This is a genomic window from Tardiphaga sp., from assembly GCF_041424195.1.
Taxonomy (GTDB): domain Bacteria; phylum Pseudomonadota; class Alphaproteobacteria; order Rhizobiales; family Xanthobacteraceae; genus Tardiphaga.
Genome location: NZ_JBGMOE010000005.1, coordinates 77,100 through 102,373, shown reverse-complemented (window position 1 = coordinate 102,373; position 25,274 = coordinate 77,100). Strand labels below are relative to the sequence as shown.

General features: G+C 61.1%; 21 protein-coding genes. 15 read left to right on the top strand and 6 right to left on the bottom strand.

The features are described 5' to 3' along the window. Positions 1–191 precede the first annotated feature (191 nt). From ACEK02_RS00730 to ACEK02_RS00715, 4 genes are all read left to right on the top strand, one after another. On the top strand, positions 192–1,085 hold the full coding sequence (locus ACEK02_RS00730) for an ABC transporter ATP-binding protein (RefSeq protein ID WP_371419897.1): 894 nt from the start codon (positions 192–194) through the stop codon (positions 1,083–1,085). 41 nt (positions 1,086–1,126) lie between these two features. After that, positions 1,127–1,615 (top strand): cyanase, encoded by a 489-nt coding sequence (gene cynS / locus ACEK02_RS00725; protein ID WP_371419896.1) that lies wholly within the window; start codon positions 1,127–1,129, stop codon positions 1,613–1,615. A gap of 183 nt (positions 1,616–1,798) precedes the next feature. Further along, positions 1,799–6,229 (top strand): sacsin N-terminal ATP-binding-like domain-containing protein, encoded by a 4,431-nt coding sequence (locus ACEK02_RS00720; RefSeq protein ID WP_371419895.1) that lies wholly within the window; start codon positions 1,799–1,801, stop codon positions 6,227–6,229. Between the two features lie 125 nt (positions 6,230–6,354). Beyond that, on the top strand, positions 6,355–6,498 hold the full coding sequence (locus tag ACEK02_RS00715) for an AraC family transcriptional regulator (RefSeq protein WP_371419894.1): 144 nt from the start codon (positions 6,355–6,357) through the stop codon (positions 6,496–6,498). Positions 6,499–6,629: 131 nt separating this feature from the next. Here the strand turns inward: ACEK02_RS00715 and ACEK02_RS00710 are convergent, their stop codons facing one another. Beyond that, the gene (locus ACEK02_RS00710; protein WP_371419893.1) at positions 6,630–7,295 is read right to left on the bottom strand and encodes a hypothetical protein; all 666 of its coding nucleotides are present in this window, start codon (positions 7,293–7,295) and stop codon (positions 6,630–6,632) included. Between the two features lie 162 nt (positions 7,296–7,457). Here ACEK02_RS00710 and ACEK02_RS00705 point away from each other — a divergent pair, with 162 nt between their 5' ends. Continuing rightward, the gene (locus tag ACEK02_RS00705) at positions 7,458–8,480 is read left to right on the top strand and encodes an LLM class flavin-dependent oxidoreductase (RefSeq protein ID WP_371419892.1); all 1,023 of its coding nucleotides are present in this window, start codon (positions 7,458–7,460) and stop codon (positions 8,478–8,480) included. Between the two features lie 70 nt (positions 8,481–8,550). Here ACEK02_RS00705 and ACEK02_RS00700 read toward each other — a convergent pair whose 3' ends face one another. The 3 genes from ACEK02_RS00700 to ACEK02_RS00690 form a co-directional block, all read right to left on the bottom strand. Next, positions 8,551–9,576 carry an extracellular solute-binding protein gene (locus tag ACEK02_RS00700; RefSeq protein WP_371419891.1) on the bottom strand — a complete coding sequence of 342 codons (1,026 nt, stop codon included), beginning with the start codon at positions 9,574–9,576 and terminating at the stop codon, positions 8,551–8,553. A gap of 2 nt (positions 9,577–9,578) precedes the next feature. After that, entirely contained in the window at positions 9,579–11,933 is a 2,355-nt protein-coding gene (locus ACEK02_RS00695; protein ID WP_371419890.1) for a TonB-dependent siderophore receptor, read from the bottom strand. 370 nt (positions 11,934–12,303) lie between these two features. Then, on the bottom strand, positions 12,304–12,627 hold the full coding sequence (locus ACEK02_RS00690; protein ID WP_371419889.1) for a DUF1476 domain-containing protein: 324 nt from the start codon (positions 12,625–12,627) through the stop codon (positions 12,304–12,306). Positions 12,628–12,981: 354 nt separating this feature from the next. On the opposite strand from ACEK02_RS00690, the gene purC reads away from it, so the two are divergent. Genes purC through ACEK02_RS00665 form a run of 5 tightly spaced genes read left to right on the top strand, consistent with a single transcriptional unit; the run spans position 12,982 to position 15,942 of the window. Further along, a complete protein-coding gene (gene purC, locus ACEK02_RS00685; protein WP_086937119.1) occupies positions 12,982–13,749 on the top strand; it encodes a phosphoribosylaminoimidazolesuccinocarboxamide synthase in 768 nt (255 codons plus the stop codon). A 9-nt stretch (positions 13,750–13,758) separates the two neighbouring features. Continuing rightward, complete coding sequence (gene purS / locus ACEK02_RS00680) at positions 13,759–14,001, top strand: phosphoribosylformylglycinamidine synthase subunit PurS (protein ID WP_371419888.1); 243 nt, start codon at positions 13,759–13,761, stop codon at positions 13,999–14,001. Positions 14,002–14,018: 17 nt separating this feature from the next. Then, positions 14,019–14,273: a hypothetical protein gene (locus ACEK02_RS00675; protein ID WP_371419887.1), complete on the top strand. Its 255-nt coding sequence runs from the start codon at positions 14,019–14,021 to the stop codon at positions 14,271–14,273. Continuing rightward, on the top strand, positions 14,270–14,971 hold the full coding sequence (gene purQ / locus ACEK02_RS00670; protein ID WP_309948809.1) for a phosphoribosylformylglycinamidine synthase subunit PurQ: 702 nt from the start codon (positions 14,270–14,272) through the stop codon (positions 14,969–14,971). The genes ACEK02_RS00675 and purQ overlap by 4 nt, the downstream gene beginning before the upstream one ends. Positions 14,972–14,979: 8 nt before the next feature. Next, positions 14,980–15,942 (top strand): tripartite tricarboxylate transporter substrate-binding protein, encoded by a 963-nt coding sequence (locus ACEK02_RS00665; RefSeq protein WP_371419951.1) that lies wholly within the window; start codon positions 14,980–14,982, stop codon positions 15,940–15,942. 156 nt (positions 15,943–16,098) lie between these two features. Here ACEK02_RS00665 and ACEK02_RS00660 read toward each other — a convergent pair whose 3' ends face one another. Then, complete coding sequence (locus ACEK02_RS00660; RefSeq protein WP_371419953.1) at positions 16,099–16,323, bottom strand: hypothetical protein; 225 nt, start codon at positions 16,321–16,323, stop codon at positions 16,099–16,101. On the opposite strand from ACEK02_RS00660, the gene ACEK02_RS00655 reads away from it, so the two are divergent. The 3 genes from ACEK02_RS00655 to ACEK02_RS00645 all read left to right on the top strand — a co-directional run bounded on the left by ACEK02_RS00655 (position 16,262) and on the right by ACEK02_RS00645 (position 21,803). Next, positions 16,262–17,779, top strand: a complete 1,518-nt coding sequence (locus tag ACEK02_RS00655) for an amidase family protein (RefSeq protein WP_371419950.1) — start codon at positions 16,262–16,264, stop codon at positions 17,777–17,779. The two genes, ACEK02_RS00660 and ACEK02_RS00655, sit on opposite strands and share 62 nt — an antisense overlap. Positions 17,780–17,893: 114 nt before the next feature. After that, positions 17,894–19,444: a L,D-transpeptidase gene (locus ACEK02_RS00650; RefSeq protein WP_371419886.1), complete on the top strand. Its 1,551-nt coding sequence runs from the start codon at positions 17,894–17,896 to the stop codon at positions 19,442–19,444. Positions 19,445–19,751: 307 nt separating this feature from the next. Then, positions 19,752–21,803, top strand: a complete 2,052-nt coding sequence (locus tag ACEK02_RS00645) for a DUF1217 domain-containing protein (RefSeq protein ID WP_371419885.1) — start codon at positions 19,752–19,754, stop codon at positions 21,801–21,803. A 103-nt stretch (positions 21,804–21,906) separates the two neighbouring features. Here ACEK02_RS00645 and ACEK02_RS00640 read toward each other — a convergent pair whose 3' ends face one another. After that, positions 21,907–22,803, bottom strand: coding sequence for a LysR substrate-binding domain-containing protein (locus tag ACEK02_RS00640; RefSeq protein WP_371419884.1), 897 nt, complete (start codon positions 22,801–22,803; stop codon positions 21,907–21,909). Between the two features lie 146 nt (positions 22,804–22,949). Between ACEK02_RS00640 and ACEK02_RS00635 the strand changes: the two genes are divergently transcribed. Further along, positions 22,950–23,948 carry a Bug family tripartite tricarboxylate transporter substrate binding protein gene (locus tag ACEK02_RS00635; protein ID WP_371419883.1) on the top strand — a complete coding sequence of 333 codons (999 nt, stop codon included), beginning with the start codon at positions 22,950–22,952 and terminating at the stop codon, positions 23,946–23,948. Positions 23,949–24,075: 127 nt separating this feature from the next. Beyond that, the gene (locus tag ACEK02_RS00630; protein ID WP_371419949.1) at positions 24,076–25,245 is read left to right on the top strand and encodes an ABC transporter substrate-binding protein; all 1,170 of its coding nucleotides are present in this window, start codon (positions 24,076–24,078) and stop codon (positions 25,243–25,245) included. Positions 25,246–25,274 lie beyond the last annotated feature (29 nt).

The following is a 25,274-nucleotide window of genomic DNA, read 5'->3' as shown; positions in this document are numbered from 1 at the left end:
CCTTCCTTACCTCGCCCCGCCGCGCGAAGCGAAGCTTCGCCAGGCGGGGAGAGGTCGCCGGGCGAAGCGCAGCGAAGCCGGGCGGGTGAGGGTGACTCTCCACACGCTCCGAGCCTGCGGAGGCTCCCCCTCATCCCGACCTTCTCCCCGCAAGCGGGGAGAAGGAGCCGCGCGTCGCTGAAAGTTAAGTCATGAGCACCACCAAATTCATCTCCATCGAAGGCATCGCCAAGCGCTATCCGGCGTCGTCAGGCAACGGCGCCACCACGATCTTCGAGGATCTCTGGCTGTCGATGCCCTCAGGCGAATTCGGCTGCATCATCGGCCATTCCGGCTGCGGCAAGACCACGGTGCTGAACATCCTCGCCGGGCTCGATGAGCCCAGTGAAGGCACCGTGATCGTCGACGGCCAGGCCATATCCGGCACCAGCCTCGACCGTGCGGTGATCTTCCAGAGCCACGCGCTGCTGCCGTGGCTCACGGTCATGGGCAACATTGCGTATGCGGTGTCGTCGAAATGGCGCAAGTGGGACAAACAAAAAGTCCGCGCCCATGCGCAGACCTATATCGACAAGGTCGGCCTCACGGGCAGCGAGCACAAGCGGCCATCGGAACTGTCCGGCGGCATGAAGCAGCGCGTCGGCATCGCGCGCGCGCTGTCGATCACGCCGAAGATCATGTTGATGGACGAGCCGTTTTCGGCGCTCGATGCGCTGACGCGCGGCACGCTGCAGGACGAGGTGCGCCGCGTGACGCTGGAGACCGGCCAGACCACCTTCATGATCACCCATGACGTGGACGAGGCGATGTATCTCGCCGACAAGATCTTCCTGATGACCAACGGCCCCGGCGCCGTGCTGGCGGAGATCGTCGAGAACCCGCTGCCGCGGGATCGCTCGCGCATCGATCTGCACAAGCACCCGCATTACTACGCGCTGCGCAACCACATCATCGATTTCCTGGTGACGCGCAGCAAGACGTTCACGGCCACCACGCCGAACCACGACCCGCGCCGCGTGCCTCTGGTGCGGCCAGTCTTCACCGAGGCGCCAATGATGCCGTCTCTCACCAGCGCGGCGCGCTAGCGCCCGAACACCCCGCGTCTCACCATCGAAGGAGAACCATCATGCTGCGATCCGACCTCACCGAGAAGCTGCTCGACATCAAGCGCGAGAAGGAATGGACCTGGAAATATATCTGCGAGCAGATCGGCGGCTACAGCGAAGTGCTGATCGTCGGCGCCATTCTCGGCAACATGAAATTGACAAAACCGCAGGCGGCCAATGCCGGCGAGCTGTTCGGCCTCACCAAGGCGGAGACAGCGATGCTCAACGAGATCCCGATGCGCGCCGAAAACGTGCAGATGCCGCCGCAGGATCCCCTGATCTATCGCTTCTACGAGATGGTGATGGTGAACGGCCCGGCCTGGAAAGCGCTGATCGAGGAGGAATTCGGCGACGGCATCATGTCGGCGATCGATTTCGACATGGTGATGCAGCGCGTCAGTAATCCCAAGGGCGACCGCGTCCAGATCACGATGTCCGGCAAGTTCCTGCCCTACAAGTATTACGGCGCGACGGGCAACGTGCCGGAATATGGGTTCAAGGAGGGGTAGGGGGCGAGATCTATTCTCTGTCGCGTCATGTGGCCGGGCTTTGTCCCGGCCATTTTGTTGGTACCTCGTCAGCGGCGCAATAAATGACATTGCGGGGTGGCGCCTAGATGATCATTGTTCAACTTATGGTAGTTTTCCCTATGATTGAAAGAAGGCTGGCCTATGATCCCCCCAAAGCCCGCAATGGTAGTTGATGCCGACCGCGCTGTTGAACTTGTCTGGAACAACGATCCGTCGGTGAAGGACTTAGTCGATCCACGCAACGGAGCCTTCGCAAATGCAGTAATCGGAGCCTTCGGTCGTGAGTTGGCTAGGACGCCAGCCCTGATCCAACAGGTAATGGCAGGCGCCGCATCCGCGGCAGAAGATCTGAATGTCGAACCATATCAGGGGTTAATCGAGGTTCTTCAAAATGCCGACGATCTTGGAGCACATGAAATCCGCTTCGCCTTTCGTGACCACGGCGATACTCGTCAGCTTCTGATTGTACACAACGGTGCGCCAGTCACATTTGCGCACATCTTGCCAATGACTCTACCGTTCCTGACCACCAAAGGGGATGACGCCGATCAAAAGGGGCGTTTTGGAATTGGATTGAAGACGTTGGCCCGTATTTCGTCCCGGCTGACTGTGCACTGCGAGCCTTATCACTTTCAGGCAGAACAACTTGCCTTGTCGCTCGGTGAGCCGGAAGAAAATATACCCGGCTTTTATAACGTCCGTACTGATACATTGTTGGTTCTAGACCTGAAGTCGTCATTCGAAATCGATGGCCTCCAGCAGTGGTTCGATGCGTGGGACGAAGATGGCCTACTATTCTTGAGTAGCGTGAGAAGTTTCCGTTGGTGCGATCTCAACGGAGAAACGCTCGGTGCGAAGTCTATTGTAGCAGGGGATTGGATCGACGTTCCATATGTTAATATGGATAACGGTATTTCCAGTATTCGCGAAAGAACGATGCGAACGCATGCCGCGACATGGCATGTCTATTGCGGTCAAGTGCTCGTGCCGGCTCATCTGAAGCGCGCTCACAAAGCCAAAGGTCATTTTACGCCAATCTCTTTCGCCGTACCCGATATAGATATAGGAACTGGCCTTTTCATTGCTTTTAAAACTCGCGTGCAAACCAGTTTGGCGATTTCTATCGATGCGCAGTTCGATCCGAGTACTGCCCGAGAAGAGTTGATTGACAATGCTTGGAATCGTTGGCTCATCAATCGCTGTGCGAGCGTAATCGCTGCCGTAGCTATTGAAATTATTGGTCGTAAGCCCGCCGAGGTATGGCGGCTTGTGCCGTTGTCGACCGAAATGATCGGCGCGTCTCCGGAGCAGTGGCCGGGGAAACAATTCTTTGATGCCCTAGAGAGGGTCAGGGAAGCTGTAGGTCAGTCAGCTATTCTAATCGACGGCGAATACATACTTTTGGCAGAAACGGCTTATGAGGTAGAAAATCTTACCCCGTTGCTCGACAGCGACGATGTGCAGAATCTGTCGGGTGGTAAGAAAGTGATCCCGCGAGATATCCGGGACACTGAAGGGAGGTGGCGACTGGTGCTTGATGACATCGGCGTGTGCCAGGTCGTGGATTCGGGAAGGTTGCTCACGGGTATGGCCGGAGGCCATTTTGTGAGTAAGTCGCCCCAGTGGTGGGTGGAAGCCGGCGCGATCCTTGTAGAATCCTATCCGTCCGAGAAAATTTTTGGCCAGCCGTTTTTGTTGTCAGCGGATCAACAGGTGGTTTCTTGCGCCAAAGCTGGCTCAACGTCCCGGCTTCTCGTTTCTGGAGATGGGGTCTCAGCCTTTGCAAGAAGATGGCGGCTTCTCGACAAGTTGCACGATGTATACGGTCATCCGGGTGCTGGTGAGCGTGTCCGAGACTGGCTCACACGACGAGCAGCGTACACGATTGATCCTGATCCAGCTCTCGAACTTGCTGCGTTTGCAGAGCTCAACGCTGACGGCGTGGAAGTCTCTGATGAGCAGCTTCGAGAGATCAGAGACCGTTTTGATGCCGTCGGCGAGCGCAGTGCCGCCAAGATAGGTTTGCAGGTAGGGCGCGCCCTTAGATTGAATTGCCACATATATAAGAATCAGAAGAAGCGCTCATGCAAGGTGTCGCCAACAGAGGCGTATCTGCCAAAAACGCTTGATTCAGAACACCCCGACTGGCCTGAGGCAGCGGGCGATCTTCCAGGAATTACGTGGCTCTCTGCATCGTATGACGAGGTACTAAAAAGTTCGACCGGTCGGCAGTCGCGAAGGCGAGCGGAAGGCGGAGGTATGTCAAGAGGTGCTCGGCGTTTTCTGATGTTGCTCGGAGCTGAGTGCGCTCCGCGTCTTGTGACTGAGGAGGGATTTCAATACCCAAGCCGAAATTCTCAACGCTTGGAGCTGGCGAGAATAAACGCGGAGCTTGTGGAGGCGAATGTTAGGTCTCCTGACTTGGAGCGAGTATTAGTCGCACTTCCACGTATGAGTAAGCGAGACCGAAAGATACGGGCGGCAGCCCTCATGAGAGGGCTTTCGCGCCATTGGCAACGTGTTTTCTCTACAAGGCAAACGGTTTCAGCTTATCATGTAGCTCGACGATATCGTTACTCTAAGGGTGATGTGTCGGCCGAATGGCTCTGTATGCTTAAGGATACTGCATGGATTGTAGTTGGGAACGGCGATCTGAGTGAGCCGTCTAAAGCGGTGCTCCGCAGTCCGCAAACAGAGACGCTTTATGATAGTAAAACATTCATAGCTGGGGTCGAGGCGTCCGAAATTAATAATGCGCTTGCTGTTGCAATCGGTTTGATCACGGCGGTTCGAGCGAGTGATCTTATGGCGCATCTCAGAGCGATCAAGTTGGGAGAGAAGTCGGCGACTAATGCTGAGATTATGCAAGTTTACCGGACGCTGTCGAAGCTGTGCTCGCCTGCATCGGAGCCTTGGGGGGATGTAGGTGACGTGTCTGCGCATGATGTCAGAAGAGAATTCAGTAGTGGAAGCGGGCTGATGCGCCTACAGCAAGATGGTTGGAAGAAACCCTCTGACTTCTTTAGTGGGCGCGATATTTTTCATGAGCCTCAATTATTTGTGCCGAGCGCGGCCGCTTATGCCGACTTGTGGCGTACCCTTCAGATCCGTAAGCCGGAGCTATCCGACTGTGCGCGTTACTGTAGGAATTTGGCTCTGAAACCCTATTCAGTAAATGCTGAGGCAGCATTGATAGATACCTATAGATATATGGAGGATTTACTCGCTGAACCGGATCGCAGGAACGTGAAGGGACGTCTGGCTACTCTGCCATTGGCGTGCTCCGGCCTCTGGGCAGATAGTCGTCCAATCGTACTAGTAGAAAATTCGGAGGTCCGAGATCAGCTGACGCGTGCTTTTCCGGGTATGAATTTTTGGAATCCACCTTGTGAACTGAGTAGCTTGCCAAATTTCCTGTCCGCGATCGACGTGGAAAAGGTGAATCCGCAAATAGCGATCGCAGCGGACAGCAAAGCTGCTGGCGATGAGGGCGACAATTGGCGTGATAAATTTCAGGCGGTGGTTGAATCGTTGTCGTCGGAGCTGGCCCGTAACGAACCGGCGACTCGCGAGAAAATATCGATCACTTGGGATGCGCTACGCGATATGCCGTTGTTCATTTACCCGAAAGCTTTTGAGGTCTCGGTCAGTCACGATTCTCTTAACGGCGGGGCGCCATTCCGAATTTCGTTACGCGCATTTCTTGAAGAAAAACAAGGAGGGTTTCACGTCGCAGAAGAGGCTATCGGTATGCCAAAGACCGGGGGGCGCGCCGTCGCGTCCCTATTTCCCTGGGAGGTGCGCTCTCGTATCGAAGCCCAATGGGCCGCTTCGTGGCTAGAAAGCCAGTCCCGAATTGTAGAGACGATGCGATTTGCGTCCGATGAAGAACGTAATGAGAAGCTGCGAGTAGAAACTCAGTTGCTCGCGGACAGTTTCGATGCAACAGGCGGCAAGATAGAGGTAAGCGCGCCGGCAAGTCGAGCGTCGTCTGCGAAGCCTAGGCGCCTGAAGCTATTTCAAGGCGGCGTAAGCGGCATCACCGTCAACATAGGAAATCTTCCGGCGGCGAATGGCAATGGTTCATCTGCGCCGCTTCTTTCGACTGCACCGAGCTCCAGCGGTTCATCCTCTGCCGGTTCCAAAGAGGTCGCGCCAGTTGAGTTTACGGTTGCCGATTTGGAGCAACGAGGTTGGGAAATTTTAAGCGCTGCGCTCGACCGTTCTGATGCGCCCTTGCTCTCGGATTTTAGGAAGCGACATGGTGTTGGTGCGGACGGCGCAATTGACTGGCAAAAATTCGTTGAGCTCAAGGCTAGCGCTAGATCTCTTCCCTCCTCAGTAGAAATGACGAACGCAGAGTATGAGCGAGCGAAGGAGAGGGGTTCCGATTACATTCTGGCGTTGGTGTACGGGCTCGAAGAGGGAGAGCGTACAGAGGCGCGGTTAATAGTCGATCCAATCAATAACCTGTCGATTCGGCCGACGGCCGGTATACGTCTTGTTGGTCTAGCTCAGGCGAATGCCGTCATTCTGACTTTTGCAGAGGCGCCTACATCGTCTTTGGTGGCAGATACTATGGCTGTGGTCTAAATTCGTCTGGAATCTGCAATCTGAGAAGTCTGTGAATAATGGTCGCGATTTAAATCTCGGACCGCGTTCTCACCAACAGCAAGACCGATCAAGACACTCCCATCCGCCCATGCGATACCCGCCGCATGAACCAGTCCATGCCGCATCGCACGCCTGATCTCGTCGCCGTCCTCGCCTGGATCGAGCAGCATCTCGACGAGCCCCTGAGCGTCGAGACCATCGCCGCCCATGCCAACCTGTCGCCCTATCATTTCTCGCGGCTGTTCTAGGCTGCGCGGCGGGGCGTGTTGGCGGATGTGCGCGGGCGCAGGCTGAACCACGCCGCGCAGCGGCTGACCGCATCCCGATCTGCGCCTCGTCGATCTCGCAGCTGATTGCGGCTTCGGCTCGCAGGAGGCATTCACCTCCGCCGGCTGCCCCTTGGCCGCAGCGCCGGGTGATCCCGTTCCGGCGGCGTATGCGCCGCTTCCAGCAGCGCCATCGCGTCATCCGGAATCTGTGTCGCATCGACGCCGCCGCGGCGCATCTCCTTCAGCGCGGTGCGGATCGCAGCGTCGCGCTCCATCATCTCGCGGCCGGTGCGCGCGGGCATGTCGACGTGGCGACGCGGGCGCCGGCGGCCCATCGCCTCCAGCCGCGCCATCTTCAGCACCTGCAGCGCCTGCATCAGGCGATCGATGTCGACATCGGGCTGCGCTTCCAGCTCGCGCACGGCGCGCTCCGCCAGCGCGTGAAGCCGCTCGGCGAGTTTGCGCAGCTTGAGTTTCTGCGAGGCGCGGGCGGAGGGCACCGTGTCGGTGGCGCGCGGCGCGAAGAGCGGGCGCTGCCAGCCGCCGTCGCGCGTCCAGCGGCAGATCGAGGCGCGGCCGACGCCGGTCTGCTTCGCGATCTCGCCATAGGTCAGCGTGGTCGTCTCGATCAGGCGGCGCACCTGCGCGCATTTGGCATCCCCGTGCGGCCGCTTTGAGCCGCGCACCCGCGGGCCGCCCACAAAGGCATCCGGCGCCTCGGGCTCATCGGGCGTGACGCGAAGGCGGAGGATGGAATTGTAGAGGGGATATGACATGAATAAGAATATATGCCTTGGCGACATCAGGCGCAAGGCGGCCGTGCAGGCGCGTGCCGGCCATGCCCGTGCGGAAACGATGCGTTTCCATCGTTTCCCTTTTCTTGCGCCAATTCGGGCCTAGATAGGAGTGCAACCAACCCACCCCGAGCACCCCATCCCATGAAGAATATCGGCTTTCTCTCCTTCGGCCACTGGACCCCGTCGGCATCGTCGCAGACGCGCTCGGCGGGCGATGCGCTGCTGCAATCCATCGATCTCGCGGTCGCCGCCGAAGAGCTCGGCGCCGACGGCGCCTATTTCCGGGTGCATCATTTCGCCCGTCAGCTCGCCGCACCGTTTCCGCTGCTGGCCGCCGTCGGCGCGCGCACCAGCAAGATCGAGATCGGCACCGCCGTGATCGACATGCGCTACGAGAACCCGCTCTATATGGCGGAGGATGCAGGATCGGCCGATCTCATCAGTCGTGGCCGGCTGCAGCTCGGCATCAGCAGGGGCTCGCCGGAGCAGGTGATCGATGGCTATCGCTATTTCGGCTACGCGCCCCCGGAAGGTTCGACCGATGCCGACATGGCGCGGCGGCACACCGAGGTGTTTCTCGACGTGTTGCAGGGCAAGGGCTTTGCGCAGCCCAATCCCAACCCGATGTTTCCGAACCCGCCGGGGCTGTTGCGGCTGGAGCCGCATAGCGAAGGCCTGCGCGAGCGCATCTGGTGGGGCGCCTCCACCAATGCGACGGCGGAATGGGCGGCGAAGCAGGGCATGAACCTGCAATCGTCGACGCTGAAGATCGACGAAAGCGGCAAGCCGTTCCACGTGCAGCAGGCCGAGCAGATCCGGCTCTATCGCGACGCCTGGAAAGCGGCGGGACACACGCGCACGCCGCGCGTCTCCGTGAGCCGCAGCATCTTCGCGCTGGTGGACGACCGCGACCGCGCTTTTTTCGGCCGGGGCAATGAAGGCGAGGACAAGGTCGGCTACCTGCACGGCACCGAGCGCGCCATCTTCGGCCGCAGCTTCGCGGCAGAGCCGGATGCGCTGATCAAGCAGCTCAAGGGGGATGAGGCCATCGCGGAAGCAGATACGCTATTGCTGACGGTGCCCAATCAGCTCGGCGTCGATTACAATGCCCATGTGATCGAGGCGATCCTGAAGCACGTGGCGCCCGGCATGGGCTGGCGGTGATCTCTTTTCCCTCCCTCAAGCGGCGAAGCCGCGCAGTGGGGGAGGGAAAAGAAAGGCCGCGCTTGGCGCACTACTTCTCAAACCCAACCTTCTTGATCAGCGCGATCGCCGCCGTCTGGCTGGCCGCGATCTGGTCGATCGCCAGCGTGTCGCTGGGAAACGTCCCCATCGCGGCCACCAGCGGCGCGCTTTCGGCGCCTGCGGCGACCGGATATTCGAGCTCCGCAGTGGCGTAGATTTTCTGCGCCGCCGGTGTCACCAGGAATTCCAGAAACGTCAGCGCGGCGGCGCGATGCGGCGCGTGTTTCGCCAGCGCCGCGCCGGTGAGGTTCACATGGGCACCGCCGCCCGCGAATGTCGTCGGCACCGTCTTCACGCCATTCGCCCAGGCGGTCCACTCCGCGCCCTCGCGGCCGTCGCGGAGCTGCGCCAGCGCCACGGTATTGGCGAGGCCGATGCTGCAGCGGCCCTCTGCGAGCTGCCGGATCACGTCGTTGTCCTTGCCTTCCGGCGCATGCGCGAGATTGGCCTTGATGCCGCGCAGCCAGGCTTCGGTGGCGTCGGCACCGTGATGCACGAGATAGGCCGCGATCAGCGCGACATTGTTCTGATGCAATGGCGAGCGGATGCAGAGCTGGCCGCGAAAACGGGGATCGGCGAGGTCCTCGTAACGGATCGCGCCCTGTGGCGAGTCGTTGCGCACCACCACCACGCGCGGCCGCACCGACAGGCTGATCCACTCCGTGCCGCGCAGTTGCGGCGGGATCGCGCTGTCGAGCAGGGCAGAGGCCGTCGGCTGCGAGAGGCCGTTCGCGGCGAATTGCGACGTCTTGTCGAGGCCGATGGTCATCAGCACATCGGCGGGGGACGAGCCGCCCTCCGCCTTCATGTGCTTGACCAGATTGTCGGCGATATAAGTCAGCTTGACGGTGATGCCGGTCGCTGCCGTGAACGAGGCAATGACCGGTTCAACGAGCTGCGGCTCGCGCGTCGAATAGAGATTGATCTCCTCGGCGTGGCTTGCGGCCACGCCAAGGGACAGCCACGCCGCGGCCAGCGCAATCAGTCCTGCAGTGGTGCGACATGGCCTGGTCATGATCAGAACTTCACCGTGGCCGCCAGCGAGAAGCGGCGGGCATCGCCGATCGCCACGTTCAGATTGTTGACCGCCGAGGGATAATACACCTTGTTGAACAGGTTCTTGACGTTGAACTGATAGATCACCGGCAGGTTCATGTATCTGGTCTCATAGGTCGCGAAGGCATCGGCGACCACATAGGAGGGCAGCACGAAAGTATTGGCGGCATCGCCGGCACGATCGCCGACATAATGTCCTCCGGCGCCGAGCCGCAGGCGACCGGGCAGTGTCGTGCCGAAGTCGTAGACAAGATAGAGCGACGAGGTATTCAGCGCGACATTCTGCAACTTCTTGCCGAGGAAGACGGGGTCTTCCGTGACGCGCGCATCGGTGTAGCCGTAGCTGCCGATCATGCTCCAGTTGTCGGAGAGGCGGCCGGTGACATCGAGCTCGATGCCGCGCGAGCGCACCTTGCCTGCGGCCGTCGCTTCCTGAAACCCGGTGCTGGTGTTGAGCTGCGTGACGAGGACGTTCTTCTTCTCGATGTCGTAGAAGGCGAGCGTGCCGGAAATCCGCTTGTTGTCGTATTTCAGGCCGGTTTCCCACTGCGTGCCTTCTTCGGGCGCGAAGCCCGACGTGACGACGAAGTTCGGCAGCGCTGTGTTGAAATTCGCGATCACCGAGGTCGGCTTCAGCGACTGGGTGTAGCTGACATAGGTCGAAAGCTCGTCGGTGATCTTGTAGATCACGCCGCCGAGCGGCAGCACCTTGTCGCCGCTGAGATTGGTGTTGGTGATGAAAGGCCGCGCCTTGCCGGCCAATTGCGCGTAATTGATGTAGCGCAGGCCGCCGACCACCGAGAGCTGGTTGGTGAGGTGTAGCGTGTCCTGAAAGAACAGGCCCTGGGTATCGAGCTTGTCGGTCTGGTCGCTGTCCGCCGCCGAAATCGTCGTGCCCGGCAGCATCGTGCCATAGACCGGATTGTAGACGTTGAACGTGCCGACGCTCTGTCGCTCCAGATCCTTGCGATAGATCACGCGGCGCTGCGCATCGCCGCCGAACACCACGTCGTTCTTCAGGCTGCCGAGCCAGAAGCTGCCCTGCACATAAGCGGTGCCATAGCTGTCATTGGTGAGGGCGCCGTAGGTGCCGTCATTGCTGCGCGTGGTGACGCCGGTGACCGGGTTGACCGCCGTGTTGCGGAGCTGCGCGGCATTGTAGGTTTCGACGTTGTAGCTGTAGCCCGCATAGATCTTCCAGTTTTCGTTGATCTTCTGGTCGACCGAGATCTGGGTGAGATCGGAGGAGCCCCACATGCTGTTGAAGGGCTCGTCGATGCGGCGTGTTGCCGGAATGGCGAGCGGAGTCATCGTGCGTGTGTCGAGCGCAGTGCCGCGATCGAACGGCGAATAGAAATCGCGGTGTTCGTAGTTGAACTGCACCGTGGTGTTCTCGCCATACCAGGCCAGCGACGGCGCGTAGAGCGTCTCCTTGCGGGTGCCGAAATTGCGCCAGTAGTCCTCGTTGATGCCATAGCCGATGAAGCGATAGGCGAGGCCGTCCTTGCCGATCGGGCCGGTAATATCGATGGTCGCATTGGCGCCGCTGCGCGAACCATAGGTCGCGCCTTCCAGCGTGACTTCACCGTGCTGGTAAAGCTCCGGTCGTTTGCTGATCGTGTTGACGATGCCGCCTGGATCGATGATGCCGTAGAGCAGCGATGCCGGTCCCTTCAAGACCTCGACGCTTTCGACCGCTGCGGTGAGCGCGCGGCCCTGCACCAGGGGCATGCCGTTGCGCATGATCGAGCCGTCGCGGTTGTCGCCGAAGCCGCGGCGCATGACGGCATCCTGGGTGCCGGCGAGCGTATTGGTCTGGGTGATGCCGGAGATATTGACCAGCGCGTCGTCGAGATTGCGCGGCCGCTGATCCTTGATCACCTGCTGCGGCACGACGTTGACGGTCTGCGACGTATCGAGCGCCGAGGTTGCGCCGCGCAGCGTCGTCGCATCCGGCATCGCGCGGTAGCCGAGGATCTGTTCGTATTTCGCCGCGGCTGCGGCGATGGCGCGTTCGGTCGGCGTCGGCGGGGCCGGCGGCGGATTGGCGTTGCGCCGGGCCGCAACAGTGCGGGCGCGGCGCTGGGGCGTGTTCGCCGCGCGGGCGGGCCGGCGCGCTTGCGTGGGCGACTCCACGGTGACAGGCGGCAGCGCCGTGCTCGATTGTGCGTTGGCGACCGACAGGTCGGTGAAGAGATCGCCCAGCAGGAACGTCGCGCCGATCAACCAATACGCGCGGCGCACCCTGAAGATGCTGCGTGCGTTGCTGTCGAGATTGCAATGGTTGTCCGTCGTCACGTTGTGTCGCCTTCGCATTTGAGAAACCTGCGCAGGCGATCTAGCAGTAGCTTTGAACGAAAACTTCGAATGGGAGGTTGAATAGCTCTAAAGCGGCGAGATTGGCGAGCCTGTGTGTCCTGGATGATGCAGTCGCAAGGTCAGCCGCGACCCGATTGAACAATCGACGTGCATTCCGAGCAATTTACAGCACGCGCATGCGGGGCGTCATCGGCACGCTGTGCGATTCTGTTTCAGAATTTGCACATCGCAATTCGGAATCCTGAGTCAGACCCTGCGAGTCTGGAACGTTTCAAAAGACAAGAGCCGCGCCATCGAACGATGCGCGGCTCCGTGGGTCGTCGCGAGTTGCAGCAAGATGTCTCGCTGCAACTCATGGCTGCGGATCTCAGATGCCCGCCTTCACTTGTGCGACGGCTTCAGCGGTCAGCTGATCCATCTTGGCGCGCAGCTGCGGTTCGGTGATCGCGACGCCCTTGGCACCGAGATCGGCGAGCACCTTGCGCACCACGTCGCCGTCGCCGGCTTCCTCGAAATCGGCCGCGACGACTTCCGTGGCATAGGCAGCGGCCTCGTCGCCGGACTTGCCGAGCTGTTCGGCGACCCACAGGCCCAGCAGCTTGTTGCGGCGGGCCTCAGCCTTGAATTTCAGGCTTTCATCGAGCGCAAACTTGTTCTCGAAGGCTTCGCCGCGCTTGTCGAATGATGACATGGTTAAGGTTCCCGTCGGGTTGGTGGGCGGTCGAAACGGCGTTGTAAACGCCGGTTCGCAGCTTAGATAAGGGCGAGATACCGTCGGAACAATCGGCCGCAAGGTCGCAGGCGAGGCGGTATCAGGCAGTGCTTATTGGACAAGGCTGCGCGAGGCTGGGGTAAACCCCCGCCGGGCGGGCCGGGTCGATTGTAACGCCGGGGCTGATCGGGTAGGTTGCCGGCAGGCCCGGTTCTTGTTCTGTTTCCCGTACTGATTCCGGTTCTTGGCCTTCACGGCAGCTCCGTCGTGGGTCGATCCCGTTATTCGGAGCACACCACATCCATGGATTTCAACAACACCCGGTACATCCCCATGAGCCGTCGACGTCGCATTTATGAAGGCAAAGGCAAGGTCCTGTATGAAGGTCCGGAGCCCGGTACCTTGATCCAGCACTTCAAGGACGATGCGACCGCGTTCAATGCCAAGAAACACCAGGTGATCGAGGGCAAGGGCGTCCTCAACAACCGGATTTCGGAATATCTTTTCCAGCATCTGAACGACATCGGCGTACCGACCCATTTCATCCGCCGCCTCAACATGCGCGAACAGCTGATTCGCGAAGTCGAGATCGTGCCGCTGGAAGTGGTGGTGCGTAACGTCGCCGCCGGCTCGCTGTCGCAGCGCCTCGGCATCGAGGAGGGCACCCAGCTGCCCCGCTCGATCATCGAATTCTATTACAAGAACGACCAGCTGAACGACCCGATGGTCTCGGAAGAGCACATCACGGCCTTCGGCTGGGCCACGCCGCAGGAAATCGACGACATCATGGCGCTCGCCATCCGCGTCAACGACTTCCTCACCGGTCTCTTCCTGGGCATCGGCATCCGCCTCGTCGATTTCAAGATGGAATGCGGACGCCTGTTCGAGAACGACATGATGCGCATCATCGTCGCCGACGAGATCTCGCCCGACTCATGCCGGCTGTGGGATATCAAGTCGAACGAGAAGCTGGACAAGGATCGTTTCCGCAGGGATCTCGGCGGCGTGCTGGAGGCCTATACCGAGGTCGCCAAGCGTCTCGGTATCCTGGCCGAAAACGAACGCCCGATGGGCACTGGTCCGGTATTGGTCAAGAGCTGAGGAATCGACGTGAAAGCGCGTGTTACGGTTACATTGAAAAACGGCATCCTTGATCCGCAGGGCAAGGCCATCGAAGGCGCGCTGAAGTCGCTCGGCGTCGATGGCATTGCCTCTGTGCGGCAGGGCAAGGTGTTCGACATCGAACTGAACGGCGCCGACAAGGCGAAAGCCGAAGAGGTGCTGAAAGCCGCAGCCGACAAGCTGCTGGCGAATACGGTGATCGAGAATTACAAGGTTGAGGTTCAGGGGTAACACTCAAAGGATCGGTCATGGCTGAAGTCAGCAATGAGTTGATTTATGAAGTGCTCAAATCCGTTCAGGCCCGGCTTGTGCAAGTCGATGGCAAAGCGGACGAAAACAAAAGCGACATGATGGCGTTGCGGACGCAGATGACGTCCATCCATCATGATCTTCTAAGTATTCACCAGGAACTCGGCGGCGTGCATGCGACGCTGATCCGTCACGAACAGCGACTCGATCACATCGAGCGCCGTCTGGAACTCAGCGAAGCACCGACATCATGAAATCCGCCGTTCTCGTCTTCCCCGGAATCAACCGCGAACGCGACATGGCGCGGGCCCTGAAGCTCGCATCGGGCCAGGAATCCACGATGGTCTGGCACGCCGAGACGGCGCTGCCCAAGGGCACCGATCTCGTCGTCGTGCCCGGCGGTTTCTCCTATGGCGATTACCTGCGCTGCGGCGCCATTGCGGCGCGCTCGCCGGTGATGGATGCGGTGCGGGCGTTTGCGGCCGATGGCGGTCTCGTCATGGGCGTCTGCAACGGCTTCCAGATCCTGTGCGAGTCCGGTCTCTTGCCGGGCATCCTGATGCGCAATGCCAAGCTGAAATTCCTCTGCCACGACGTGCATCTGCGCGTCGAGCGTTCCGATACGGCGTTCACCCGCGGCTACAATGCCGGTCAGGTGATCCGCGTGCCGATCGCCCATGGCGAGGGCAATTACACCGCCGATGCCGAAACGCTGAAGCGCCTCGAAGGCGATGGCCGCGTGCTCTATCGCTATTGCTCGCCGACAGGTGAAGTTGGCGATCTGCACAACATCAATGGCGCCGCCGCATCGATTGCCGGCATCGTCAGCGAGAAGGGCAACGTGCTCGGCATGATGCCGCATCCGGAAAACCACGTCGAAGACATCATGGGCTGCACCGATGGCCGCGGTCTGTTCGCAGGCCTCGTCGAGCATCTGGAGCGCGCTGCGTGATCGCCGCTGTGGCGCGGCTGTCGACGCTCGTCGCAACGCTTGCGCTCGTACTGGCTACGAGCGTCCCGGCATCCGCCGACGACTATCCCAAACGCCCCATCACCATGATCGTGCCCTTCGCGGCCGGCGGCACGTCGGACGTGATTGCGCGCGCGGTCGCCGAGCAGATGGCGGGGGTGCTGGGCCAGACCATCATCATCGAAAACGTGGTCGGTGCCGGCGGCTCCACCGCGCTGGCGCGGGCGGCGCGCGCCACGCCGGACGGCTACACCATCGCCATCGGCAATGCCGGCACCAGTGCGGCCACCTACACGATCTATCCGAAGCTCTCCTTCACGCCGGACTCCTTTGCCTCCATCGGCATGGTGGCCAAGACCTTCGGCGTCGTGGCGCTGCGCAAGGATTTCCCGGCGACTGATCTCAAGGGCTTCATTGCCTATGCCAAAGCCAATCCAGGCAAGGTCAATCTCGGCCATGCCGGGATCGGCTCGTCGAATTACCTGATCTGCAAGAGCTTCGTGCAGGCCGCCGGCATCGATGTCACGCTGGTCGGCTATCGCGGCGCGGCGCCCGCGCTCACCGATGCCATCGGCGGCCAGATCGACGGCGTCTGCGATTCCGCCGCCTCCGTCTCGCAGGCCATCGACGACAAGCTGGTGAAGGGCATCGTGGTCGGTTCGACGGTGCGGCTGGCAACGCTGCCCGATCTGCCGACCTCGGCGGAAGCAGGGCTGCCCGAATTCGAGGCGCAGGGCTGGAACGGCCTGTTCGCGCCGAAGGGCACGCCGCCGGAGATCATTGCCACGCTGAACGCCGCAGCACGCGCGTCGGTTGAAAGCGATCTCGTGAAAAAGCGTTTCCGCGATCTGTCGACCGTGGCGCCCGATGCCAATGAGCATGCACCGGAGGTGCTGCAGCAATTGGTGACGCGCGATGTGGCGAAGTACAACAAGCTCCTGCAGGACAAATAGGCGAAGGCATTCAGCCAGGCCACTCGCCTTCTTTCTCTTTCACCCCCTGTCGTCATCATCCGGCTCCCTAGCGGAGGCATGACCGGACGATGGTTCGGTTCGATGCATGAATCCGTTCAGCAGGGATGCTTGCCGGACATCTTGCATTGCGCTCGATCATTCAGCTTGGCAGGCTGCGCAGAGTTGATCGTGCGCGGAGAGAATCGTGGCCAAGGCATCTGCAAAGACGAAACACGCAAAGACGAAATCGGTGAAGAAGACCGCAGCAAGGGCAGCGAGGGCATCCGCAGCGCCGAAGGTTGCGGCGAAAGCCAAACCCGTGGCCAAAGGCGCGGTGTCGGCGAAGTCGGGCGCAAAATCGCAAAAATCCGTTTCATCCAAGACTCTTGCCCCTAAGCCTGTCGCCCCCAAGGCGCGCCTTCCAAAGGGGCCGGTCTGGCAATGGTCGGCCGTGGACACGGCCGCGGCCATCGCGTCCGGTATGGTGTCAGCGGTCGAGGTGACTGAGGCGCATATCGCGCATATGCATGCGGTGAATCCGAAACTCAATGCCGTGGTCGTCGATCTGTCGGACGAAGCGTTGCGCGCGGCGCGCGCTGCGGACAAGTTGCGCAAGGGCGTCGACCGCGGCGCGCTGCATGGTGTACCGATCACCATCAAGGAAAACGTCGACTACGCAGGGCGCCCGAACCCAAACGGCGTGCCCGCGCTGATGAGCGTTGTCGCGCCGTCGGATTCGCCGGTGGTCCGCAATCTGAAGAAGGCCGGCGCCATCGTGCTCGGCCTCACCAACACGCCCGAATTCTCGTTCCGCGGCTTCACTGACAATCCGCTCCACGGCCTGACGCTCAATCCGTGGCGCCCGGACATCACCTGCGGCGGCTCATCGGGCGGCGCCGGTTCGGCCGTCGCGGCCGGCATCGGCACCATCGCGCATGGCAACGACATCGGTGGCTCGCTGCGCTGGCCGGCACACTGCAATGGCGTCACCACCGTCAAGCCGACGCAGGGCCGCATTCCTGCCTTCAACGAAAGCGCGACAGCCGAGCGTCCGATGCTGGCGCATCTGATGTCGGCGCAGGGGCCGCTGGCGCGGAGCGTCGCCGATGTCCGGCTCGCGCTCGGTGTGATGAGCCAGCGCGATCCGCGCGATCCCTGGTGGGTACCGGCACCGCTCGAAGGACCCAAACCGAAGGGCCCCGTCAAGGTGGCGCTGGCGAAAATGCCCGCCGATATCAACGTTCATCCCTCTGTCACGGCGGCGCTGCGACAGGCTGCCGACCATCTCGAACGCGGCGGCTACCGCGTCACCGAGGTGGAGGTGCCCGACATCAACGGCGTCTGGCAGACCTGGTGCGACATCATCACCAACGAGACCATGGCGCTGCAGGAAGCCAAGATGCTGCCGGTCACGTCCGAGGACTTCCACAAGGCGTGGGGCGGCATCAAGGCCAAGGCCAATCCGCTCGACATGGTGGGCTGGATGAATGCAACGGCCGCGCGTAGCAGTCATATACGCGCCTGGCAGATGTTCTTCGAGGACTATCCGGTGGTGCTGGCGCCTACGTCCGTTCAACCGACGCCGGGACCACGCGCCGACACAGAGAGCCCTGAACGCACACGCGAAATCTTCTGGAATGACCTGCGTTTCATCTCGGCGATCAACGTGCTCGGATTGCCCGGCGCGGTGGTGCCGGTCGCCTTGCATGATGGAAAGCCGGTCGGCGTGCAGCTGATTGCCGGACGCTATCGCGAGGACCTCGCTCTCGATGCGGCTGCAACGATCGAGAAACGGGTCGGCATGCTGGTGCGGGAACTGTGGAGTCGAGCGGATTGATAGCAGCGATCTTCCTCCCGCACGCTTGGGCGTATATGAGAGGAATTGTCACATCGCGATATCGCGCCTGTTCCTTGCATGCTGGGAGCAGGCGCCTCCAAACCGGGGCATTGTATGGCAAACCGATCCATGACGGCGCAATTCAACATGCCGATGCGGCATCGGCGGCCTGCCGTCCTTGCTGGGCTTGCAATCGCGGTCGCGCTCGTGATGCCGGCCGCCGATGCCGCTGCAAAGCAGGCGCGTCCCGCCCGCGTCGTCGAGGCGACCGCCCCGCGCGAGGCAGGCGAGCCGATCATGGCGATTGTGTCGATCAAGAGTCAGCAGGTCACGTTCTACGATGCCGATGGCTGGATCGCGCGCGCGCCGGTGTCGAGCGGCGTTGCGGGACGTGAAACCCCGGCCGGGGTGTTCGCTGTTCTCGAGAAGGACAAGGACCATCGCTCGACCATGTATGACGATGCCTGGATGCCGAACATGCAGCGCATCACCTGGAACGGTGTCGCGCTGCATGGCGGTCCGCTGCCCGGCTATGCCGCGTCGCATGGCTGTGTGCGGATGCCTTACGGCTTTGCCGAAAAGCAGTTCGACAAGACACGGATCGGGATGCGGATCATCATCTCGCCGATCGATGCGGTTCCGGTCGAGTTGTCCCACCCGGCGCTGCTGGTGCCGAAGGCCGAGGCCCTCGCGGCCGCTCCGGGGCGTGCCGAGACGCTGACCCGCGAGGCCACAGAGGCTGCCAGAGTGGCCGACGAAACGAAGAAAGCCGCTGCATCGGCAGCACGGGAGGCAAAGCCGCTCGCCGCAGGACTGCGCAAGCTGCAATCGCTGAAGGCGCGCGCCGACGCCGAGCTTATCTCTGCCGACACGGCGCTCGCTGCCGCAAAGACCGATCAGGCCAGGACGCGAGCCGAGGATGCGAAACAGAAGGCCGCCGCCAGGGCCGCTGAGTTGGGCGCGCAGTTCGAGACCGCCAGGTCCGACGCGACGTCGAAGCTCGATGCCTCCACCGCTGCAAAGGACGCTGCCAAGGCGGCCGAGACCAGAAAGGCGACCACTGCCAGGGAGGCGAGCGACGCAAGGCTCGCGGTTGAGCCGGTCTCGATCTATATCAGCCGCGCGACGCAGAAACTCTATGTGCGCCGAAACACGCATAAGCCCGCGCCGGACGGTGGCGGTGAGGTGTTCGATTCGAGCATCGAAGTTCCGGTCACGATCCGGGATCCTGACAAGCCGATTGGCACGCATGTGTTTACGGCGATGGCGCGCAATGAAACGGGCCTGCGCTGGAGCGCCGTCACGATCGACCATGGCGACGATGCCAGGAATGCGCTCGACCGCATCAGCATCCCGCAGGAGGTGCTCGACCGTGTCGCGCCGACCGCTTTGCCGCGGTCATCGATTGTGATCTCCGACGAGCCGCTTAGCAGCGAGACCAACTATCGCACCGAGTTCGTTGCGGTGCTGAGCAACCAGCCGCAAGGCGGGTTCATCACGCGCAAGCCGACGGCGCCGGCGACCGACCTCATGGCGAGCAGCGATGACGGCGACGATGATGGCTTCAGCTCGTTTTTCCAGCGCGGTTGGGACCCCCAACCCGGCAATACGCGCCGTCGTGGCGGTCAGAATAACGCTCCGGTACAGCGGGGATGGTGGCAATAGGCGCCATGGCGCGCGCATCTTTGCACCAACTGCATCGAAGGCGGTAAGGCGATGAGCCGTGCGCAACCGGCGTCCGGCATCGTCTAGCGGCACATAGCGAGCACCTTTCGCTCCGCGACTTCGCCACCCGTCACGTGTAGCGCCTGTGGCGAGCTGCCGAAGGTGCGGATGAACGCGCGCCGCATTCCGTTCGCGGTTGGCCAGCCGGGGCGCAAGCATCCGGCGCGGCTGGCATGAGGCGAAGCTGGCCAGCTTCAGACAACCCAGAGGGCATATTCTCGCAAAAACGAACGAGGATTGCGCCGCGATGGTGTCGACATATGCCAATTACAATTCCGTCGTGCGCAATCTCGGGCAGTCGATGACGCGCGTGGCGCTGCAGCCCGACGTGACACGCGAGGCCACCTATTACAGGGACAATATCGGCAAGGTGAAGACCGCCGACGACCTTCTGAAGGACTATCGTCTCTATCAATACGCGATGAAGGCCTATGGTCTCGAGGACATGGCTTATGCCAAGGCCTTCATGAAAAAAGTGCTGGATAGCAATCTTTCCGACGCCAACAGCTTCGCCAACAGACTGAATGACAAACGCTACCGGGAATTCGCCGCCGCATTTTCGTTCAATGGCACTGGCACATTTGTCGCCCAGTCCGGCCATCAGACCGATGAGATGATCGGCCTGTATACGACTACTGCGAAGCGACAGGTCGAGGCCATCGATGACGACACTCGCCACTACAATGTCGCGATCGGCAAGATCGGGAATGTGGACGAACTTCTGAACGATGATCGCCTGCGCAGCTATGTGTTCTCGGCGTTCGGAATCGATGACAGCCGGTGGTCGCGTGACACGATCCGGCAGGCCATGAACAGCGACCCCGCCGACCCCAACAGCTACGTCAATACGGTCTGGGTTTCCCAGCTCGACGATATCGAAGGCAAGATTACCAAAGCCAATGCAGATATCGTCGACGCCAATGCCAAAATCGCCAGCTATACCGCGCAACTCTCGCAGCCCGGCGCCGATCTCAACGATCTGCGCGCAAAAATTGTGATGGAGAAAAGCCGTGTGGTGAAGAACACGGGTAATATCATCAGTTCCAATGACGCGATCACCATGATCGGCCGATATCTCGATCTCGCCCGCGCTTTCGAGTTTTCGCCCGACGGTACGCTGCCATCGGGCGTCGACGCACAGAGCGACGCAAATCGTGCAAGCACGAACGAGCGTTTCGTGAACAGCAAGGGGGCAGCCTATCTGGCGGCAGACGAGGAAAATGCAAGCCTGATGACCAGGCTGTTCCGGGCCGGCATTTCCAATCTGAAGTCGGTCGATGCATTCGTAAAGACGCCGAGCGTGTATAATTTCGCGCTGAAATCGGTAGGTCTCGATCCCGAGAAAGTCTCCGTCGCCACCATCAAGGCCGTCCTCAAAAGCGACCCGACCAATCCGAAGAGTTACGTCTATACGCTCAAGGATGACCGATATGTCCAGCTCGCGCGCGCCTTCAATTTCGACGGCAAAGGCAATCTGACGACGTCACTGGTGGCGCAGGGAACTGCGGAAATCAGGCAGACGGCGAAGAACTACATCATCGCAAAGACGCGATTTGCAGACGAAAAGGACCAGGTCGCGCTTCGGGCCGTGGCCGAGAAGGATGCCGTCTATTACCAGAACACGATTCCCGACATCGGCAGCGTGTCGGACCTGCTCGCCAACCGGAAAATGGTCGATATCATCCTCGTTGCGCGAGGTTTGCAGCCCGAGAAGGTCAGCAACGATTTTCTCAGCAAGATCTTCAATTCCGATCTGAGCGATCCCAGGAGTTTCGCCAACACGCAGAGCGATCCTCGCTTCGCCGAAATCGCAGCCTCGTTCAATTTCGACAGGAACGGCAACGTCGCCCGTCTTGCGCCGATTGGTCCGCAGACGCGCGATCAACTGCTGGAGACGCAGAACAACTATCTCCAGCAAAGCCTCGAAACGCAGCAGGGCGAGGTCAATCCGGGCGTACGCCTGGCGCTCTACTTCCAGCGCAAGGCTGAAAGCATCACGTCGGTTTACGACATCCTGGCCGACAAGGCGCTCGCGGAAGTGTTTCGTACGACTTTCAACCTGCCCGATACTGTGGGCGCCATGAATGTCGATCAGCAGGCCAAGGTCGTGCAGAAATATCTGAACCTGAAGGATCTCGCGGACCCCGCGAAACTGGCCAAACTGCTCAGCCGCTTCTCGGTGATGTATGACCTGAAGAATGACAGCGCGACATCGTCGCCCGCCCTTGCGATCCTGCAGGGCTCCGGCACCGGCATCGGTGAATCCACATTCCAGGCCATCGCGCGCAGTCAGCGCTGAGGAACGACAGATCCGTGATCGCCAGCCGCCGCAATCTCGATCGCGAGCCGCGCCGCTTACTCCGCCAGCGCTCTTCGCGCAATGCCGACCCCACCATTGTTCGCTACAATGCGCGAGTGGCTTGAGTGCTCTTGGTCGTCTTGCGGGCTATCGCCATGAAAGCGCGCGCGGCCGCCGTCTGGTAGCGATGGGCGTCCCACAGCAAGGCTCCGGAACGGCGTATCCACGGAGGCCCGATCGGAATGATCGCAAGGTCCTTTCGGGTGTTCAAGCTTCGGTCGGCAAGAACCGTCGGCAGCCCTCCGGATTTCGCAAGTTCGATCAAGGCCTCGACCGAGTTCATCTCCACGCGCACGTCGAGCTGTACATCGCTGGGCAGTGACTGGTCGAGAATGCGGCGGGTTGCAAAGGCGGTGGTCAGCAGTGCCAACGGGCGTCGGGCGAGCGCCGGCAGCGTGATCGACTGTTGCCGCGGGTGATTTTGCGACTTGGCAAGCACCAGAACGAGCCGCTCCTCGAACAACAGATCGACGCCCAATTCCGGGTGCTGGGGCGGCGCGAAAGCAATCGCAAGATCAAGATCCCCGGACAGGATGCGTTGCTCGACATCGCTTGCGGAGCCGACCTCCACGCTGAGCCGAACGTCAGGGTATTTCTCGCCGAAACTGCCGATGAGCTTCGGCAGGAATGTCGTGCTGTAGGTATAGATGACGCCGATCCGAAGCGTGCCGGTCATGCCGCCTTCCAGCTCGGCTATCGCGGTGCGCGCGGCGTCAGTCTGAACCATCAGACGCTGCGCATGTTCGCGCAGTGCATGCCCTGTCTCGGTCAGTTGCATGCCCTGGGGCGTCCGGTTGAACAGGACGGTGCCGAGGTCCTGCTCGAGGGCGCGTATCTGCTGCGACAGCGTCGGCTGGGCGACGCCGAGGACTTCTGCGGCCTTGGCCATGCGCTTGTGGGTGGCGATCGCCAGAAAATAGCCGAGCCGTCTGGGGTCCATGGCCAATTACATTCTTCTATTGCATCTATAGTTTCAACTGTGTTGGCCTATCACGCGTCTCATGCCAGTGTTTGTCAATATCCGACCTGGCCGGCATGCTTTTGTGCCGCCATCACAACATAAGAACCGACCGGGAGGCTTCTTTCATGCTGTCACGACGCACTTTATTTGCCCGAGCAACCCACACTGCGGTGGCGGCTTGCTTGATCGCCATGGGCGCAAGCAGTGCGGTGGCGCAGGAATATCCGACCAAGCCGGTCCAGTTGATCGTTCCCTTCGCCGCCGGCGGTGCCGCCGACATCATCGGCCGCACGATCGCGGAAAAGCTGAGCCAGACCTGGGGCCAGCAGGTCGTCGTCGAGAACAGGGGCGGGGCCGGATCGAATATCGGCATCAACGCTGCCGCCAAGAGTGCCCCCGATGGCTACACGCTGGTGCTCGCGTCGATCGCCGTGGCCGTCAATCCGTGGCTTTTCAAGTCGATGCCCTACGATCCTGTGAAGGATCTGACGCCGCTGACATTGGCGCTCGAGACGCCGAATGTGGTGCTTGTGCCGCCTTCGTCGCCGATCAAGAACATCAAGGATCTGATCGCCTTTGCGAAAGAAAAGGCGGCATCGGGCGGCGCCACCTATGGTTCTGCGGGCGTTGGTTCCTCCCTGCATCTGGCTGCGGAAGTGTTCCGGCAGCAGGCCAAGGTCGAGATGACCCACGTTCCCTATCGCGGCTCATCGCCGGCCCTGACGGATTTGATGGCCGGCCGGATCGACCTGATGTTCGACAACGCCTCGACGGCGCTGCCGCAGGTACAGGGCGGCAGCCTTCGCGCCATTGCCGTCACCACCAAGGAGCGCATCGCCGCACTGCCTGATGTGCCGACGATCAGCGAATCCGGTCTGCCGGGCTTCGAGCTCGCCAACTGGTGGGCCATTTTCGGTCCGGGCCAGATGCCGCCGGCACTGGCGGAGCGCATCAGTGCCGATATCCGCAAGGTTCTCGCAGACCCCGACGTGCAGAAGCGTTTCGCCGATGTCAGCGGGCGCGTCATCGCGTCGTCATCGCAGGAGCTTGCCGCTCATCTCGCGCAGGAGAGCGCCAAATGGAAGCAGATCGTCGAGACCGCCGGCATTCGCGGCAGCCAGTGACGACGGGCGTCTGACACACACCGCGATCAATCACTAACGAATATCAAGCGATAGACGAGCGCTCTTGCTGAGGGCGCTCATGGAGAATGATGTGAAGAAGCTACTCTCAGGTCTGACGGCATCCGTCATGCTCGTCACCACTTCGGCTGCGATGGCACAGAGCACCGCGCCGCTGAAACTGGGCGCTGTCCTCGATATGTCCGGCCTGTTTGCCGACATTACGGGTCCGGGCAGCGAGGCTGCAGCCAAGATGGCCGTGGAGGATTTCGGCGGCGAGGTTCTCGGGCGCAAGGTCCAGATCGTGGTCGCCGATCATCTCAACAAGTCCGATCTGGCTGCGAATTTCACCCGTGAAATGTTCGACAACCAGGGCGTGGAGGCCATCGTCGATGTGGCTGGCTCCGCCACGGCGCTGGCCGCGGCGGAAATGGCCAGGACGCGCAACAAGATCATCATGTTCAATGGTCCCGGCGCGGTCAGGCTGACCAACGAGGCGTGCGGTCCCTATATCGTCCATTACACCTACGACACCTATGCGCTGGCCACCGTCACCGGACTGGCCACAGTGAAGCGTGGCCTCAACAACTGGTTCTTGCTCACGGCCGACTACGCGTTCGGCCAGGAACTGGCGCGCGACACCTCGGACGTCGTCGTCAAGGCCGGCGGAAAGGTTGTCGGCAGCGTCAAGCACCCGATCAACACGTCGGATTTTTCGTCGTTCCTGCTCCAGGCGCAAAGCTCCAGGGCCAACGTGATCGGCCTCGCCAATGCGGGTGGCGACACGATCAATGCGATCAAGCAGGCGGCCGAGTTCGGCCTGACCCAATCCGGGCAGAAGCTGTCGCCCTTGCTGGCCTTCATTTCCGACATCGACAGCGTCGGACTTGAGACCGCACAGGGCCTGTTGCTGGCCGAAGCGTTCTATTGGGATCTCAACGACGAAACACGCGCATTCGCCAAGCGCTTCATGGAGCGGACCAAGCGCGCGCCGACATCGGCGCAGGCGGGCGTCTATTCGTCCGTCACGACCTACCTGAACGCTGTGAAGAAGGCGGGTACCACCGATTCAGCGGCCGTGATGACGGCCATGAAGGACACGCCGATCAACGACATGTTCGCGAAGAACGGCCGGATCCGCGAGGACGGCCGCATGGTGCACGACATGTACCTGTTCGAGGTGAAGAAGCCGTCGGAATCGAAGGCGCGCTGGGACGACTACAAGCTGCTCGCGACCGTCTCCGGCGACGACGCGTTCCAGCCGCTCTCGGCGTCGCGCTGCCCGCTGATCAAGAAGTAGCGCGGCGCCATTCAAGGCCCCATCCATGG

Bases quoted from the DNA above. Each gene is read 5' to 3' on its own strand.
- ACEK02_RS00730 (WP_371419897.1), top strand. From the start codon at position 192: ATGAGCACCACCAAATTCATCTCCATCGAAGGCATCGCCAAGCGCTAT.
- cynS (WP_371419896.1), top strand. From the start codon at position 1,127: ATGCTGCGATCCGACCTCACCGAGAAGCTGCTCGACATCAAGCGCGAG.
- ACEK02_RS00720 (WP_371419895.1), top strand. From the start codon at position 1,799: ATGGTAGTTGATGCCGACCGCGCTGTTGAACTTGTCTGGAACAACGAT.
- ACEK02_RS00715 (WP_371419894.1), top strand. From the start codon at position 6,355: ATGAACCAGTCCATGCCGCATCGCACGCCTGATCTCGTCGCCGTCCTC.
- ACEK02_RS00710 (WP_371419893.1), bottom strand. From the start codon at position 7,295: ATGTCATATCCCCTCTACAATTCCATCCTCCGCCTTCGCGTCACGCCC.
- ACEK02_RS00705 (WP_371419892.1), top strand. From the start codon at position 7,458: ATGAAGAATATCGGCTTTCTCTCCTTCGGCCACTGGACCCCGTCGGCA.
- ACEK02_RS00700 (WP_371419891.1), bottom strand. From the start codon at position 9,576: ATGACCAGGCCATGTCGCACCACTGCAGGACTGATTGCGCTGGCCGCG.
- ACEK02_RS00695 (WP_371419890.1), bottom strand. From the start codon at position 11,933: ATGCGAAGGCGACACAACGTGACGACGGACAACCATTGCAATCTCGAC.
- ACEK02_RS00690 (WP_371419889.1), bottom strand. From the start codon at position 12,627: ATGTCATCATTCGACAAGCGCGGCGAAGCCTTCGAGAACAAGTTTGCG.
- purC (WP_086937119.1), top strand. From the start codon at position 12,982: ATGAGCCGTCGACGTCGCATTTATGAAGGCAAAGGCAAGGTCCTGTAT.
- ACEK02_RS00675 (WP_371419887.1), top strand. From the start codon at position 14,019: ATGGCTGAAGTCAGCAATGAGTTGATTTATGAAGTGCTCAAATCCGTT.
- purQ (WP_309948809.1), top strand. From the start codon at position 14,270: ATGAAATCCGCCGTTCTCGTCTTCCCCGGAATCAACCGCGAACGCGAC.
- ACEK02_RS00650 (WP_371419886.1), top strand. From the start codon at position 17,894: ATGGCAAACCGATCCATGACGGCGCAATTCAACATGCCGATGCGGCAT.
- ACEK02_RS00645 (WP_371419885.1), top strand. From the start codon at position 19,752: ATGGTGTCGACATATGCCAATTACAATTCCGTCGTGCGCAATCTCGGG.
- ACEK02_RS00640 (WP_371419884.1), bottom strand. From the start codon at position 22,803: ATGGACCCCAGACGGCTCGGCTATTTTCTGGCGATCGCCACCCACAAG.
- ACEK02_RS00635 (WP_371419883.1), top strand. From the start codon at position 22,950: ATGCTGTCACGACGCACTTTATTTGCCCGAGCAACCCACACTGCGGTG.
- ACEK02_RS00630 (WP_371419949.1), top strand. From the start codon at position 24,076: ATGCTCGTCACCACTTCGGCTGCGATGGCACAGAGCACCGCGCCGCTG.